The sequence below is a fragment of the Pedobacter sp. AC379 genome (genome assembly GCF_979258145.1).
This window is the reverse complement of record NZ_OZ409839.1, coordinates 1,887,031-1,901,447: the sequence shown is the minus strand read 5'-3', so window position 1 is coordinate 1,901,447 and position 14,417 is coordinate 1,887,031. Positions and strand designations below refer to the sequence as shown.

Annotated in this window: 9 protein-coding genes and 1 pseudogene; 2 read left to right on the top strand and 8 right to left on the bottom strand. The window is 40.3% G+C overall.

The annotated features are described in order from the left end of the window. Positions 1 to 34: 34 nt before the first annotated feature. The gene (gene nanU, locus ACZZZW_RS08345; RefSeq protein ID WP_463492894.1) at positions 35 to 1,576 is read right to left on the bottom strand and encodes a SusD family outer membrane lipoprotein NanU; all 1,542 of its coding nucleotides are present in this window, start codon (positions 1,574 to 1,576) and stop codon (positions 35 to 37) included. Positions 1,577 to 1,593: 17 nt separating this feature from the next. After that, positions 1,594 to 4,872, bottom strand: a complete 3,279-nt coding sequence (locus ACZZZW_RS08340; RefSeq protein WP_463492893.1) for a SusC/RagA family TonB-linked outer membrane protein — start codon at positions 4,870 to 4,872, stop codon at positions 1,594 to 1,596. Between the two features lie 173 nt (positions 4,873 to 5,045). Here ACZZZW_RS08340 and ACZZZW_RS08335 point away from each other — a divergent pair, with 173 nt between their 5' ends. Continuing rightward, a complete protein-coding gene (locus ACZZZW_RS08335) occupies positions 5,046 to 5,750 on the top strand; it encodes a FadR/GntR family transcriptional regulator (protein ID WP_463492892.1) in 705 nt (234 codons plus the stop codon). Between the two features lie 375 nt (positions 5,751 to 6,125). Beyond that, positions 6,126 to 6,272 (top strand): annotated as a pseudogene (locus ACZZZW_RS08330) (hypothetical protein); the annotation flags it as partial. Positions 6,273 to 6,392: 120 nt separating this feature from the next. On the opposite strand, the gene ACZZZW_RS08325 reads toward ACZZZW_RS08330, so the two are convergent. The 6 genes from ACZZZW_RS08325 to ACZZZW_RS08300 form a co-directional block, all read right to left on the bottom strand. Continuing rightward, a complete protein-coding gene (locus ACZZZW_RS08325) occupies positions 6,393 to 7,481 on the bottom strand; it encodes a hypothetical protein (protein ID WP_463492891.1) in 1,089 nt (362 codons plus the stop codon). Positions 7,482 to 7,708: 227 nt separating this feature from the next. Then, a complete protein-coding gene (locus tag ACZZZW_RS08320) occupies positions 7,709 to 8,929 on the bottom strand; it encodes an AGE family epimerase/isomerase (RefSeq protein ID WP_463492890.1) in 1,221 nt (406 codons plus the stop codon). Between the two features lie 7 nt (positions 8,930 to 8,936). Further along, a complete protein-coding gene (locus ACZZZW_RS08315; RefSeq protein ID WP_463492889.1) occupies positions 8,937 to 10,115 on the bottom strand; it encodes a glycoside hydrolase family 130 protein in 1,179 nt (392 codons plus the stop codon). A 20-nt stretch (positions 10,116 to 10,135) separates the two neighbouring features. Continuing rightward, positions 10,136 to 11,962: a sodium:solute symporter family protein gene (locus tag ACZZZW_RS08310; RefSeq protein ID WP_463492888.1), complete on the bottom strand. Its 1,827-nt coding sequence runs from the start codon at positions 11,960 to 11,962 to the stop codon at positions 10,136 to 10,138. Positions 11,963 to 11,988: 26 nt separating this feature from the next. After that, positions 11,989 to 13,143, bottom strand: coding sequence for a glycoside hydrolase family 26 protein (locus tag ACZZZW_RS08305; RefSeq protein WP_463492887.1), 1,155 nt, complete (start codon positions 13,141 to 13,143; stop codon positions 11,989 to 11,991). A 6-nt stretch (positions 13,144 to 13,149) separates the two neighbouring features. Further along, positions 13,150 to 14,271: a glycoside hydrolase family 26 protein gene (locus ACZZZW_RS08300; protein WP_463492886.1), complete on the bottom strand. Its 1,122-nt coding sequence runs from the start codon at positions 14,269 to 14,271 to the stop codon at positions 13,150 to 13,152. Between the last annotated feature and the right edge of the window lie 146 nt (positions 14,272 to 14,417).

The following is a 14,417-nucleotide window of genomic DNA, read 5'->3' as shown; positions in this document are numbered from 1 at the left end:
TGAATGGAATTACAATTTATGATGATCTTTTAGTTTAAAAAGCTGGATAACCCGGATTTTGTCCCAATGCCCTGTTATTGGTTAAAGTACTTCTATCCAAAGGCCATAAAAGCTTATAAGCGGTTGCAGCATTAATAGTGGTATATTCATAAACATAACTATCCCCCATCCGCCGTAAATCATACCATCGTTTCCCTTCCCCTATGAATTCTAAAAAACGCTCTTTTAAAATTGCTTCATTGGGATTTGCATCAACAGCCTGATTTGGAAAGCCTAAAGTGGCCAGATTGTAGCTTGCTCCATAAGCCCTTGCCCTAACCAGGTTAATTTCTGTTCCCGGACTCTCGCCTAATATTACCTTTGCCTCAGCCAATAAAAGCAGCAAGTCTGCATATCTGTATATAATAAAATCATTGGTGTAAACCCTGTTACCTGCATTTTGCTCTCCCTGATATTTCTTTAAGAAAGCTCCTGCGATTAAATAAGCACCAGCAGAATTTTTTGTATAGGCAGCTTGAATGGTTAAGTTCTTTCTGATATCAAGGTTATTAAATTTGCGATAGGTGGCAATTTTCGTAGGTGCTCTTAACAACCCGCCGTAGTTATCGGTTGCCACATCGAATTTACGGTTGCCGACTGAATCGTAAAAATTAACAACTAAGCCTGTTTGAGGTACGTAATTACTAATAAAGCCCAAGTTTGCCTCGTCTAATTTATTTTTCGACGAAAAAATAATTTCATTATTGTCTTTATTTGTGGTTGAGAAGACATCAGCAAAATTGGGCAATAATGCCAAGGTAACATTTGTCTGGATGTCGGTTAAAGCTGTTTTAGCAGTTGTGGCATCCGCAATACCGCCATTCCTGTGTGCGTTCCACAAATAAACATCTGCTTTTAACATCTGAGTTGCCGCCTTAGACCAAAATCCTTTCTTATTTTTAGCATCAAAGGCATAACTTGTTCCAAAATTTAAGTTAGAAAGATCAATATCGGCTTTAATCAATGCCATTACATCAGCTTCACTCGAAGCCGCTTTAGCAAGATTTGAAACATCAACAGCAGTGGTTGGCTCGGTTTGGATAATGGTTTTGCCCCAGGTTCTATACATCTGGAAATAATAAAACGCCCGTAAACCGTATGCCATACCAAGATAATTTTTCTTTTTGACATCTGGTAAAATGTTGCTTTCACTTAATTTTTGAATCAGCAAATTGATCTGATTAATGTTGGTGTAGAAGCCACCGAAACCGCTTACACCCGAATTATCGGCATCGAGGGTTTGTAACCACATCCGCTCCAAACCCTGGGTTGCCTCGCCGGTAAAACTAGCCGTAGAGCCGGGATCGGTACCAAAAATATCTGACCGTAACTCCCCCAAATACTGAAAGCTGGAATTATGACTTCTGAGACGGGTATATACTCCATTCACAAAAGCATCAAATTGATCTGCAGTCTGCCAATAACTGGCATCGCTCAGACTACTCACCGGATTCAAGTCCAGCTCATTTTTACATCCGGTAAAAATTACACCAAAAAGGCCTAACATTACTACTATATTTCTAAATATCGTTTTCATCTTTAATCATTTTGTTGTTAAAAACCTACCTGGATTCCCATAATGAATGTACGTGGAGTTGGGTAGGTTCCAGAATAAATCCCCGTAATGGTAGTTCCTGAAACTGGCGGCTCGGGTGATGGACCAGAGAATTTTGTGATATATAATAAATTGCTTCCTGTTACGTAAATCCGTGCATTATTCAAAAATTTCGATTGCTGCAACAGTTCTTTGGGGAGATTGTAAGAAAGTGTGATCTCTCTTAAACACAGGTAGTCACCCTTTTCATAGAGACGTGAATTGTTTCCATTTAATACCACATTGCCATTATTGGCGCGGGTGTAATTTTGCTTAGAGCCTGCAACCTGATCGGCATAGTAAACTTTAGGAATATCGGTATCGGTATTGGTTGGCGACCATGCCTGCGCCTGTAGATCGATATAATTAAAAGTACCCTGATAGTTACCTAATGTACGGGCAACTAAATCATTGTAAATGGTATGCCCCAAGGCAAAATCCCATCTGTTGTAAAAACCAAAGCCTTTGTAACTTGCATTAAGATTAAAGCCACCTGTCCATTTCGGATAAATATTGCCCAAATAAACCTGATCCCTTGTATCTATGATGTTATCTTCGTTTACATCCTCCCAGTTTACATCTCCAGGGGTAATTCTTCCATTTGCCCCTGCTGGTAAATTCGGTCCCGTGATACCTGCAATGGCGTCTGTTCTATTGCCTGCCACTGCCGCAACTTCGGCAGCATCTTTAAAAATAGATACCTGTTTATAACCATACATGTTGCCCAAAGGCTGCCCTTCCTGCAAACCTCCAACCCAGATCACCTTACCATATGCGGGATCATAAATCTGCAAGCCTCCTTGTCTGTTATTCTCATTTCCGTTGAAAGGTAATTTCAGAATTTTGTTTTTTACAAATGAAGCATTGGCCCCAACATTGAATTTGAAACCACCGTTATCAATAATCTTTGCATCAACACCTATTTCGACACCCTTATTTTGAAATGTGCCCAAATTGGTTCTAAAACTTGAAAAGCCTGTATAACTTGGCAGATCAAGATTGGTCAAGAGATCGCTTGTTTTACGGTCGTAATAATCAAAAATAACAGTGATGCGGTCTTTTAATAACCCCATGTCCAAGCCTAAATCTGTGGTTTTGCTTTTTTCCCATCTTAAATCCTTGTTTATGATCCCTGTATTTAAGAAACCAGCACTACCGTTATAATTTCCCTGTAAGCTGTAAACACCCTGAGTTTCATACCGGCCTAAACCAGCGATATTTCCATTCTGGCCATAACTAACCCTTGGTTTTAAACTGGAAATAATTTGGCTGACTTTTGAGTTTTTGAAAAATTCTTCGCGGTGAACATTCCATCCGGCTGAAACACCAGGAAAAATTCCATTTCTATTTTCGCTGGCTAAACTAGATGCGCCATCCAATCTAAAAACGGCTGTAAAAAGATATTTCTGATCGAAATCATAAGCAAACCGACTGAAAGCCGACAAAATTTTATATTCCGTACGGGTTGTAAAATTAGAACCAGCAGCGAATGTGGTCGAAGCATTTGCTGTAGGAATATCATCTGTTGGTGCATTCTGACCCAATATCTGAGACGCATAGGATTTAACGTCGAAATACTCGGCACCACCCATCAAATTTAAATTGTGCTTACCAAAACTTTTGGTGTAGTTTAAAATTCCATTAAATTGAGTTTGGAAATCCCTGCCAAATGCGCTTGAAGAGCTTCTGGTGGTACTGCTACCAGAATTGGCAAATATCTGCGCATAGGTTTGTGTCGATTTTTGAAAAGACTGATCCAATGTTTCATATAGATAAGCGTTTCCTGTCGCTTTAAAATAAAGTCCGGGGATAATGTCCCATTTTACAGCTGCATTGGCTACAATCCTGTTTATTTCATTTGATCTATCCAGTCGGCCCAACCAGTATAAAGGGTTTCCGTCACTGGTACTGTTACCTGGATTGGCTACTGTTTTTGCCTCATCAATCCACGGATTAAAAGTTGGCCAGATGGCTAAACTTCTGTAAAGGGTATTCACCTCGCCACCGATTGTTCCCAATTGAGAAGAAGTGGATAATGTTACACCCGAGCTAATCTCGACATTCGGTTTAATTTTGTACGATCCGTTGATATCTCCGGTATATCTTTTATACTTTGAACCTACAATTACACCGTTTTCATCGTAAGCATCAAAGGCAGCAAAATACTTCCCCTTGTCGTTTCCTCCACTGGCACTTACATAATGATCTTTAGTATAAGTATTCTGGAAAACAAGGTCTTCAATTTCCCCGCCATGATCTTTATACATGATCTGACCACCGTAAGGATCGTTAACCAATTGCCAGCCACTAGGCAAAACGGTTGTACCTGGAATGTAGGTTTTAATATCGAAACTGGCCAGATCTGCAGCATTGGTAGAAAGCCCTAAACCCCGTGAACCATTTGCCTGTGCCAAAGTTCTTCCTGCATTTAGATAGCCCAAACGGGTATAATAAATATAGTCGCCTGCGCCCATATACTGGTACCCTTTACGTTCCTGATTGTATCCACCGGTAAATTTGTAAGAAATCTGCGCACTGCCCGCTTTACCGGTTTTGGTCGTTACCAATATCACCCCGTTGTTTGCTCTTGCGCCATAAATAGCAGTTGCCGAGGCATCCTTTAAGGTTTCAATCGATTCTATATTTTCAGAAGAGATATCGCTTAATGACCTGATCACTCCATCAACTATCACCAGGGGTGCACCCGGGCTATTTATTGAGGCTCCACCGCGGAGCAGTATAGATGGTGCCGCCCCTGGCTGTCCTGATGCGGTAACGACCTGTAAACCGGGTACTGTACCCTGTAATGCAGATGCCGCATTAGATCTGGGTGTATTTGCCAATACTTCTTTATCAAGCTTGGAAATGGAGCTGGTTACACTTCTCCTGTTTTGTGTGCCATACCCAACCACAACCACCTCATCCAATCCTTTACTGTCTTCTAAAAGTTTAACGTTAACAGTTGTCTGATCCTGAATCGTTATTTCCTGAGACAGATAACCGATTAAGCTAAAGACCAGAACTTCGCCTTTATCAACCTTTATGCTGTAAGTTCCAGACGGATTGGTCGACGTTCCGTTTTTTGTGCCCTTAACTAAAACGGTGGTGCTTGGAATTCCTTGTCCGGTTGCATCAGTAACCTTGCCGGTGATGGTTTGTTGCGCAAATGTAGAAATGGTTGCCATTATCAGTACAAAAGGTAAACAGTGCTTGGTGAGTTTAAAGTAAATTTCTTTCATAATTTGGTTAAATATTTGCATTATGTTATACATAATAATACTAAGTAAAGATTTATTTTATTTATTTGCAAATATTTGACAGATAATTTAAGTGAGAAATGACGTACTTAACTATTATATTTGTGTTAAGTGCATATAAAGGTATAATTGCCTATAATAAATAATACATAATAATGGAACCCATCAGTAATTTTAAACAATTGGATACTAGCTCATTGGTAGATCGCGTAGAAGATAAGCTTGTTCAACTTTTGCAGGAGCGCAAGTTAAAAGTTGGTGACAGCATTCCTACTGAACTGGAACTTTGTACTGCCTTGGGGGTTAGCAGAACGGTAGTACGGGAGGCTATGCTGAGATTACGGATGATGGGTCTGATTGAATCCAAAAAGAAGAAAGGTGCAGTAATTACCAGTCCTGATCTATTTGGTATTCTTTCTAAAAGTATGAATCCACATATTTTAGACCAGGGAACACTAAAAGAAATTTTTGAAATCAGATTAGTGCTAGAAATTGGGATGGCTGATTTTTTATTTCAGCGCATCACAGTTGAAGATCTTAAAGAACTCCGCAACATCGTAAACAATGAACCGGAAGCCTCACAAGATCACCTATTTAATATCGAACATGAAATTGCCTTCCATGGAAAACTTTACGACATCACTGGTAACGAAACTTTGAGAAAATTTCAGAGCATGTTGTTACCTATATTTGATTTTGTGCACAACAGTGGTCTGCTGAAAAAACAGGGACAGCTCCACAAATTTGTATCGCACAAGGGTTTGGTTGATATTCTAGAAAACGGGTCTCCAGAACTTTTCCGTAATGCGATGAGAAATCATTTGGAAAATCATTTTAATAGACTTTTCTCTAACATCTGAAAAATAATATGGAGGAATATTATGAAACAGCTATATATAACAAGGTCAGTATTGAAGCTAACAATTTCATATAATTGTGTTACTACCAGACACTAGGCGATTATTTATTAACGTCAAAACAGCAATCCAAACTGAGCCGTCAAAGAACATTAGTTATATATCAAAATACAACGCACAAAATTTTTATGCCTGTTCTAATTGAGAATTAGATCTCGACAATAAAAGGGATCGAAGGAAAGTCATTCCTACTTTAACCCCGCTTATTAACGCTTTGGATAAAAATCTAAGAAAGGAAACTGTTGGGATAATGCAGTTATAGAGAGATTCTCTAAAACAATGAAAACTGAGATGGTTTATTAAAAAACTTTCAAAACCAAGAAGCGGGCATACCTGGCAATATTTGAGTACACAGAGGTTTTGTATAGCAGGAAAAGAATCCATTCATCATCAGGTTATTTGACACCCTTGGAGGTAAAACAAACGATAATGAACAGAAAAAAAAGCCGCATAGTTTACACTTAAATGAATCTAAACTAATGCATCCCAGAAATAATATCTGACGAAAAAAAAACTTAGTAGACTATTGCAATTCCAAACGGTAGTTTCCCAAGAAAAAAGATCCTGAATCAACGTTCTTGCCAGTTAAAACTTCGATCCAAGAAATTGCCTTGCGGTCTTTTTTGTAATGCCGAAATAGACTTTCTGGGCAGAATGGTACCGCTCTCTTAATTCAAAATTTTCAAATGAGGGTCCGCCGGGTATATCGATATAATCCTCCTTATTAACACTTCCCCCACTCCAATATTTTGCTCTCCCGTTTACACGCAACATGAGCGAAGAATCATATTCCGATGCCGCTTTACGCCAATACTGGCTTAGTTTGATATTTGGCCGGTAACGCCAACCGGCTCTGTCAAGGTAATTCTTTTCCTGTTGCCAAGCGTTAAGGCTGTTAACATCTTCGTCAGATTCAGCAACCACCAGAACATCGCCATTGCTAGCCTTCCACAACTTCGAAAGTGGATAACTTTCCTTTTCAGTGAAACCAATTCCCTCATACCCTTTGTAAAGCTCAGTTGACTTTATCACCTTGTCAATTAAATGCAGATTACGCAGGCGTGAATAGTTTCCCATAGTGGCGGTTACGACGCAACGCTCCATTGGCGCACTGCTGCTATGATTGAAAACTTCTATACCAAGTTCTTCGGGATTATCGCTCCGTATGAAAAGCCTGAAATACGGATGCGCACCATTGTTAAATCGTTCCATAAATATATATACAGACAATTCTTCAACCTCAGGATGCCGGCTATCGGGGTGCAGGATAGCACCTCGTGTTTTCGCTCCCCCAAAGTAAGCTGTATCGGTTTTGCTTTCACCGGCCCACATCAACTTGCCCCATTGATTATCAATCAGTGAGGGTGAAATCTCGCTGTATTCAATTGTACCTCCCACTACCGGCTCTATTGCCAAAAAGTTGATTAGATAGACCGTACCTTTATTTTCATAGCCCACCCTGATCAACCCACGGGGCCCACCCGTATTATCTCTGTCGTTTTCTACCCCTGCAGGCCATATACTGAATACAATGCCATTACGGATGCCCCACATGGCTTCACTTTTTGCACTTTTCGGCCTTATCCAGTTTTTACCTGAACGCTGTGCTTTCAAATCCTGATAACACCCCATCATTAAAAAAACGAAAACAAAAATGTAATTGTTGGTTCTCATAGGTTACCGTTTTTGATTCTCTGATAAGGTAGACATATTTTTTTAATGGAAAAAGACAGGGCGTATTAGCTCCAAGGCTATACACATATCACTTACTTATCCTGAGAAGATCTCAGGAATAGTTCTTACACAGTTTTTTCTGTAGATTGTAGCACAGGTTCCCCCCAACAACTTCCCCAGACCACTTCACCATTATTCTCAGCTTATCATACCTAAAGAATGTTGCTTTATCGGGAAGAAGCTTTTGGCGGAACTGACTGACCGATCCTCCTGATGATTTCTATACAGGCCCTGCTGTTATGATAGGGGCACTTCCAGACACCAACTTTATCCTCGCCCAGCATTACTTCATTCTGTTCACCAATTCCCCAGAACCACTCTCCTTTTGGATAATTGATAATTTTACGCTTCACGAACTCCCAGTTTTTCAGACTGATCTCAAGGAAGCGTTCATCAGTTGATACCTGCCATGCATTAAAAAAACCTACCATGGCCTCAGCCTGTACCCACCAGTGTTTTTCCCTAACAATATGATTTTTGGAAGGTTCGTATTCGTACCATAGACTTCCATCTGCATCAAGGCCGTTCCTGGCAGCTTCAGCCAATTTAACTGAAGTTGATTTTACAAGATCAATTATGCCTTCATCATGAACTGCTTCTGCGGCTTCCAGCAATAACCAGGCTGCTTCTATATCGTGTCCATAAGAAACAATATCTGATTTGGCTTCCCAGTTCTCATCAAAAAACAAAATCAGGCTCCAGGTTTCCTTATTGATTATCCGCGTTGTAAAGTATTGAACAAGTTCAATAATTTTACTTTTTAAGTGTTCATCCGGCCAGATCCGGTAAAGCGCTGTAAAAGCCTCAAGAATATGGAGATGAGTATTCATCGTCTTCTTTTCGTTCGCGTCCTTCTCGCTCAGCCTCAGATCCTCCAGAGGATTCCATTCCCGGTCAAAGGCCTCGAAATACCCACCTTTATCAGTATCATAACTATGTTTGATCAGGTCATTGTATAACTCGATGGCTTTATATTTCGCAGATAAATTATTGCTTGCGCTATGATACTCGCTAAATGCATAAATGTTAAATGCGAGAGCATAAACCTGCTTCTTTGTGTCAATAGGTGTACCTTCAGCGTTGAGCAACCAATAAACACCCCCGAATTCTTTATCTATAAAATTGTCATTTATATATCGAAAGGCCCTATCTGCCATCTCTATATATTCAGGATCTGCGTTTAGATTATAAGCAGCAGAAAATGACCACAGGATCCTCGCATTTAAAACACTCCCTTTTGGAGCGGAACCGTCGATCTTGTTGTCATTATCGATCTTACCGACAAAGCCTCCGTTTACTTCATCGATACTAAAGCTCTTCCAATAGCTCAGAATATTAGTCAGTTCCAGACTTAGTTCTTCTTTATACCTTATTAAATCCGATCTCACCTTATCCCTAAATTACAGAAGCAACTTTATTTTTTTGAATGTTGCCCAAAATCCTATTGACAGTGGCAGCTGAGCGCAATTCATCTGCTGGTGTATTCATTACGTAATCCAGCAGTATATCAAGTGTAGTTGTTGCGACGTGCATCCTTGTATCGGATGAGGCGTAATAAATAAACATCTTACCGTCTTTGTCCAAAATCCACCCATTGCTAAAAACCACGTTTGAAACATCTCCGGTACGTTCTTCTCCTTCTGGAGCCAAAAGGTATCCGGCAGGTTTGTATATCACTTTGGTTAGATCATTCAAATCGGTCATAAACATGTATAACACATAGCGTAAACCTGCAGCGGTATTTCTCACCCCATGGGCTAGAAAAAGCCATCCATGAGCGGTTTTGATCGGCTCCGGACCCATTCCGTTTTTCGCCTCGTAAACCGTATGGTAGTTTTTATTATCAACGATTGACTCCTTTTCAATCACTGCATTTTCTATGGACTCACTCAACCCGAACCCAATTCCACCACCGGTTCCACTTTCAATAAAACCATCCTGTGGACGGGTATAGAAAGCATATTTACCATCAACGAACTCTGGATGGAGAACTACATTCCGTTGCTGTGGCGATGGGGTTTTTAAATCAGCCAGGCGTTCCCAGGTTTTTAAGTCTTTTGTGCGTACAATTCCACACTGGGCAACCGCCATTGATTGATCGTGTGCAGGCGCACTTGGATCTTTACGTTCGGTACAGAACAGACCGTACATCCAGCCGTCCTGGTGGGCTACAATACGCATATCATAAACATTGGTATCAGGCTCGCTTGTCTCTGGAAGCACTATAGGTTCCTCCCAAAAATTAAAGTTATCTATCCCGTTGTCGCTTTCCGCCACGGCAAAAAACGACTTACGGTCCGTTCCCTCCACCCTGACAATTAAAATATATTTGCCTTCAAACTTTATCGCGCCAGCGTTGAAGGCTGCGTTGATACCGATCCGCTCTAACAGATATGGATTTGTTTGAGGATTGAAATCATACTTCCAGTTTAACGGCGCATGTGCAGCGGTTAGAACCGGGTTTTCATATCTGTCGAAAACCCCATTTCCCAATCCTGCTTTTTTATTTTCTAAGGCAACCAAATTACGGTGAGCTTCTTCTAATTGCTGTCTTCTTTTTTCAAAATCTATCATAAAACTATTTATTATCTTTTCTAATCTTCTAATTTATTCCACCATGTCCTTTTCAGGATAAATACTATGGCCGCTAAAACAGCAACCGTAATCAAAAGTGGTGTGTGCATATTGAGTATGAAATACATCGGCAAGATGGTCAGGCAAAGCTGAGCGATGATTCCGAGCACAACATTGAACATGTCCAACTTAAATCTTTTATTCGCCTGAAAAGTTGGATTATCTGCAAGGACAAGGGCGTGGATTGGTTTCCAAAACCCCCATGGCCTTACCGTGCTATAAAACGATTTCAATGTAACCTCTTCAGTTGGAGGCGCGGCATAAGTACCCGCAATACAACCGATCATAGAAAGTACAAATAACAGTGGCCACCAGTAAAGGGGCAGACCATGGGTTACGTAGGGCATAACCAATGCAGCTGCAATACCCACGGCCATTCCCCAGAAAAAACCGTTGGCATTAAAGCGCCACCAGTACCATTTTAGACAGTTTGCGGCTACGTAACCACCATAAAGGCCACCGACAATCCATTGCAGGATGTCGTTTACGTTATTGGCGAAAAAACCAAGGATTACCCCTATAGCAACCACCACGACACCAACAATATAATTCATGTTGATGACCTTTTTGGTACTGGCAGAAGGGTTAATGTATTTTAAATAAATATCGTTTACAATGTAAGCCTGTGCTGCATTGAGTGTACCGCTAAATGTTCCCATAAATGCACCCAACAAACCTGTAAGTACAATTCCCAAGATTCCAACGGGAAGAAAATTGTTAATGGTAGCGGGTAGGATCCTTTCGAAGTCGGTAACACCGTCCGGCCCTTTCAAATAAATCTGATTGTAATACAATAGCGCCAAAACGGTTAAGCCGATAACCATTGAATAACGGATCGGCAATAAGATAATGCTTACAAAGCCTGTCATTTTACTGGCATCTTTCGGGCTTCTGGTACTGAGTACCTTTTGCATATCGTAATTTGGTGCTGGTCCTGCCAGTGAAGCAAAAACACCTTTCAGCAGCATCATTCCAAAAAAGATCCCGAATAAACTGAAGCCGTCATCCGCAATTTTCTTATTGGCATCTGCTGCAATTTTACTCCAGTCCAGATCCAGCTTCCAGCTGAAGAACGGGTCATCCCAGCCTTTTGGAACATTTAAAGTATGCCCGTGAAGGTGGTTCATCGCGATAACCGCGATCGCCACACAACCGATCGTCATAAAGGCATATTTGATCATATCGCCAAGCACAATACTGTGCATACCCCCTAAAATGGAATAAAACATGGCGAACAATGTAAATACTATGCCATAGAAATGAGGAACGTATTTGGCGGGAACATCAAAAGGTACATAAGCTTTTACATAATCCCAAGGGATGAATATCTCCATAAATTTGCCAAGGCCGATGAAACCGTATGCCAAAAACCCGAAGCAACTGATCAATGCAAATGCAATTACTACCACGTGAGAGCCTTTTACTCCTTTTCCAACTGTACCAAACCTGGTCTGCAACCATTCTGCCCCTGTATTGGCATTACTTCGGCGCAACCATTTACTCAGGAACATCATCATAAATACCTGGTTGAATACTGGCCAGAGCCAGGGGATCCAGATGCTTTTCAAGCCATAAACGAAGCATAAAGCAACCATCCACATGGTTCCACTTATGTCGAACATGTCTGAGGCATCACTTAAGCCCAGCTTATACCAGGGCAGGGATTTGCCACCCATCATATAACTTTCCTTGTTCTGCTTGGCCTTTTTCAGGTACCAAAAGCCAATGAAAATCATTGTGGCAAGGTATAGGATGATGATTAAAACGTCTAATAATTGTAACTTCATATTTGGTTTATTGTACTGTAAGTTATTTAGTTAGGTAATAAGCTTAATTGTTTCAAATTATAGATATTGCCGAGATCCTTTAAAAAAATTGTTTTGGGGTTGTTATAAAAATCTTTGAAATCATCTTCACTTTGCTGACCGGGGTATGGCGAATAAAAATGACCGGTATGAGCATTCCGCCAGACCATCAGATATGAAATTTTTGAGGCTTCGGCATCGTTCATGATTTTATTGAACACAGTTGTAAACCATTTGGGTTGAACAAGTTTCTCCTGACCGGTTTCTGTAAGTGCCGCAACTTTATTTTTAGAGATTGCATAGGCGCAGATCTGTCCAAGCGATTTTACGGCCAGATCAATTGACTGCTCATCATGCAGATCTTTAAAATCGTAATAGTCATCAAAACCAAGTACATCTACAAAGCCGTCGCCTGGATAACGTTCCATATAATTTGCAAAATTCCCTGAAATTCTATCTGGAGAATATGCGTAAATAATATTGTGCACCTGCTTTTTATCCCGAAGGTACTGAACGGTAAACTGCCATAGCGTTTTATATTCCTGAGCAGTACAGAAGGGTTTCCCCCACCAAAACCAGTTACCTGTATTTTCATGAAACGGCCGGAAAATAACCGGGACGGCAACTCCTTTCTCTGTTTTCAAAGATTTAATCAGTAAAGCAACTTTATCTAAAGATTTGGTAAACTCCCTGTGTTTTTCGCCCCCGGGGAGAATAAGGGAAACACATTTGGTGGTATCATAAAAATTCTTCCCGGTTACAAAATTCTGAACATGCCAGCTCAATGTGTTTACACCTCCCATTTTAAAAGCCTGCAAACAATAGCCTTTAAGTTTTTCGGCATTTTGAATTTGATTTTCTTCCGTACCGTCCTTCGCAATGGATTCCAGATCCCATCCGAACATTGCAGGATGAGAACCGGTTATAAGCTTGACATCGCTCATGTCATATTCACCCTTCCACCCAACACCATACATCAAAGCATCTTGCTGACCGAAAAGCGCTCCCTTTCCAGAAAGATTTTTCAGATTGTAAAATAATGCTTTTGTTTCGGCGGTGGCTTTGGCATCAGCTATATTATCCTCGACAACAGATTTTTGTCCGTATACGACAGAAAGCATGGCAATAAATATTGAAAACAAGAAGGATACCGGTTTTTTCATGCTTTATTAATTATAGATAGCATACTTTTTTAAGCCCTTTTGAAGCAGGATCTCATTGTTCCTGATAAATTCCAGAAAGTCTGGAGCCGAAACCTGTCCGGGATATGGTGCATAATAATGGTTGTCCTTTTCTTTTTCACGATAGCCGGCATTGCGCCAGAGCAGCACATAGGATGGCTTATTTTCCCGGATTGCCTTTGCAAAAACATTGGTCCACCAGTTGGCATCGGGAATTTCAACAAACCCAGTTTCTGCAATCGCACTTAATTTTCTGCTCCTTTTGGCAATTTTATTCTGAATAGATAGGCTATGAGCAATATCCTGTGCAAACGATTCCCCTTTTCCGGGTCCGCTATACTGGTAAGAGTCAAAACTTAAAACATCAACAAAGCTATCTCCGGGGTAACGCTCTAGGTATTCTTCTTCAGTTTTAAAATCACATGGGTTAAACACATAAATCAAATTGTGCAACTGTTTTTTATCTCTTAAATATGTGAAAGTGAACCGCCATAAATCTTTGTATTCCTGAGCAGTGCAAGATTTTGCACCCCACCAGAACCAACCTCCACTGTTTTCATGAAAAGGCCTGAACAATATCGGTATCGCTTTTCCATCAGTACCTTTTAATGATCTGACAAATACAGAAAACTTATCCAGCCAGCCTTTATACAGCAAGTGTGCTGAACCCTTGGGAAGAATAGATTTAACTGCTATTGAACTGGTGTCCCAGGAATTTTTTCCGTTTACCGGATTATCCATGTGCCAGCTCAATGTATTTACCATACCTAAACTGTAAGCCTTTTTAATATACTGCTTCATTTTCTCGAACGGAACGCCATCTATATTCTGCGCATGGCCGGTTTCTAAACCAGAAACATCCCAACCAAAAACAGCCGGATATTCTCCGGTTAATTCCATGATATCACTTCTTCCGTTTTGATTTTTCCAGCCCACTCCATAAGCCAGATCATCCTGATGTCCAAACAAAACTTTTTTACCGGATAACCTGATCAGATTTCTATACAGATTCTTGGTTTTTATCGATGCCTTAGTATCGGTTAACTGACCAAAAACAGGAATGAACAAAAGGAAAAAAAGCGTAAAAAACAGAAGTTTAATTTTTATCATTTCAGAAGGCATTGGTCAGTGTTCTGGCTCATTTAACAATACCCTAAAATAGCCCATGAATTGAACTTAAGATAATACTATTTTAACCAAATACTATACAATAACCATAATTTAAATGCTATTAGCCCCTTATAATATTATTAAAC

Coding starts and splice junctions, on each gene's coding strand:
- ACZZZW_RS08300 (WP_463492886.1), bottom strand. CDS start 14,271: ATGATAAAAATTAAACTTCTGTTTTTTACGCTTTTTTTCCTTTTGTTC.
- ACZZZW_RS08325 (WP_463492891.1), bottom strand. CDS start 7,481: ATGAGAACCAACAATTACATTTTTGTTTTCGTTTTTTTAATGATGGGG.
- ACZZZW_RS08305 (WP_463492887.1), bottom strand. CDS start 13,143: ATGAAAAAACCGGTATCCTTCTTGTTTTCAATATTTATTGCCATGCTT.
- ACZZZW_RS08340 (WP_463492893.1), bottom strand. CDS start 4,872: ATGAAAGAAATTTACTTTAAACTCACCAAGCACTGTTTACCTTTTGTA.
- ACZZZW_RS08335 (WP_463492892.1), top strand. CDS start 5,046: ATGGAACCCATCAGTAATTTTAAACAATTGGATACTAGCTCATTGGTA.
- ACZZZW_RS08315 (WP_463492889.1), bottom strand. CDS start 10,115: ATGATAGATTTTGAAAAAAGAAGACAGCAATTAGAAGAAGCTCACCGT.
- ACZZZW_RS08310 (WP_463492888.1), bottom strand. CDS start 11,962: ATGAAGTTACAATTATTAGACGTTTTAATCATCATCCTATACCTTGCC.
- nanU (WP_463492894.1), bottom strand. CDS start 1,576: ATGAAAACGATATTTAGAAATATAGTAGTAATGTTAGGCCTTTTTGGT.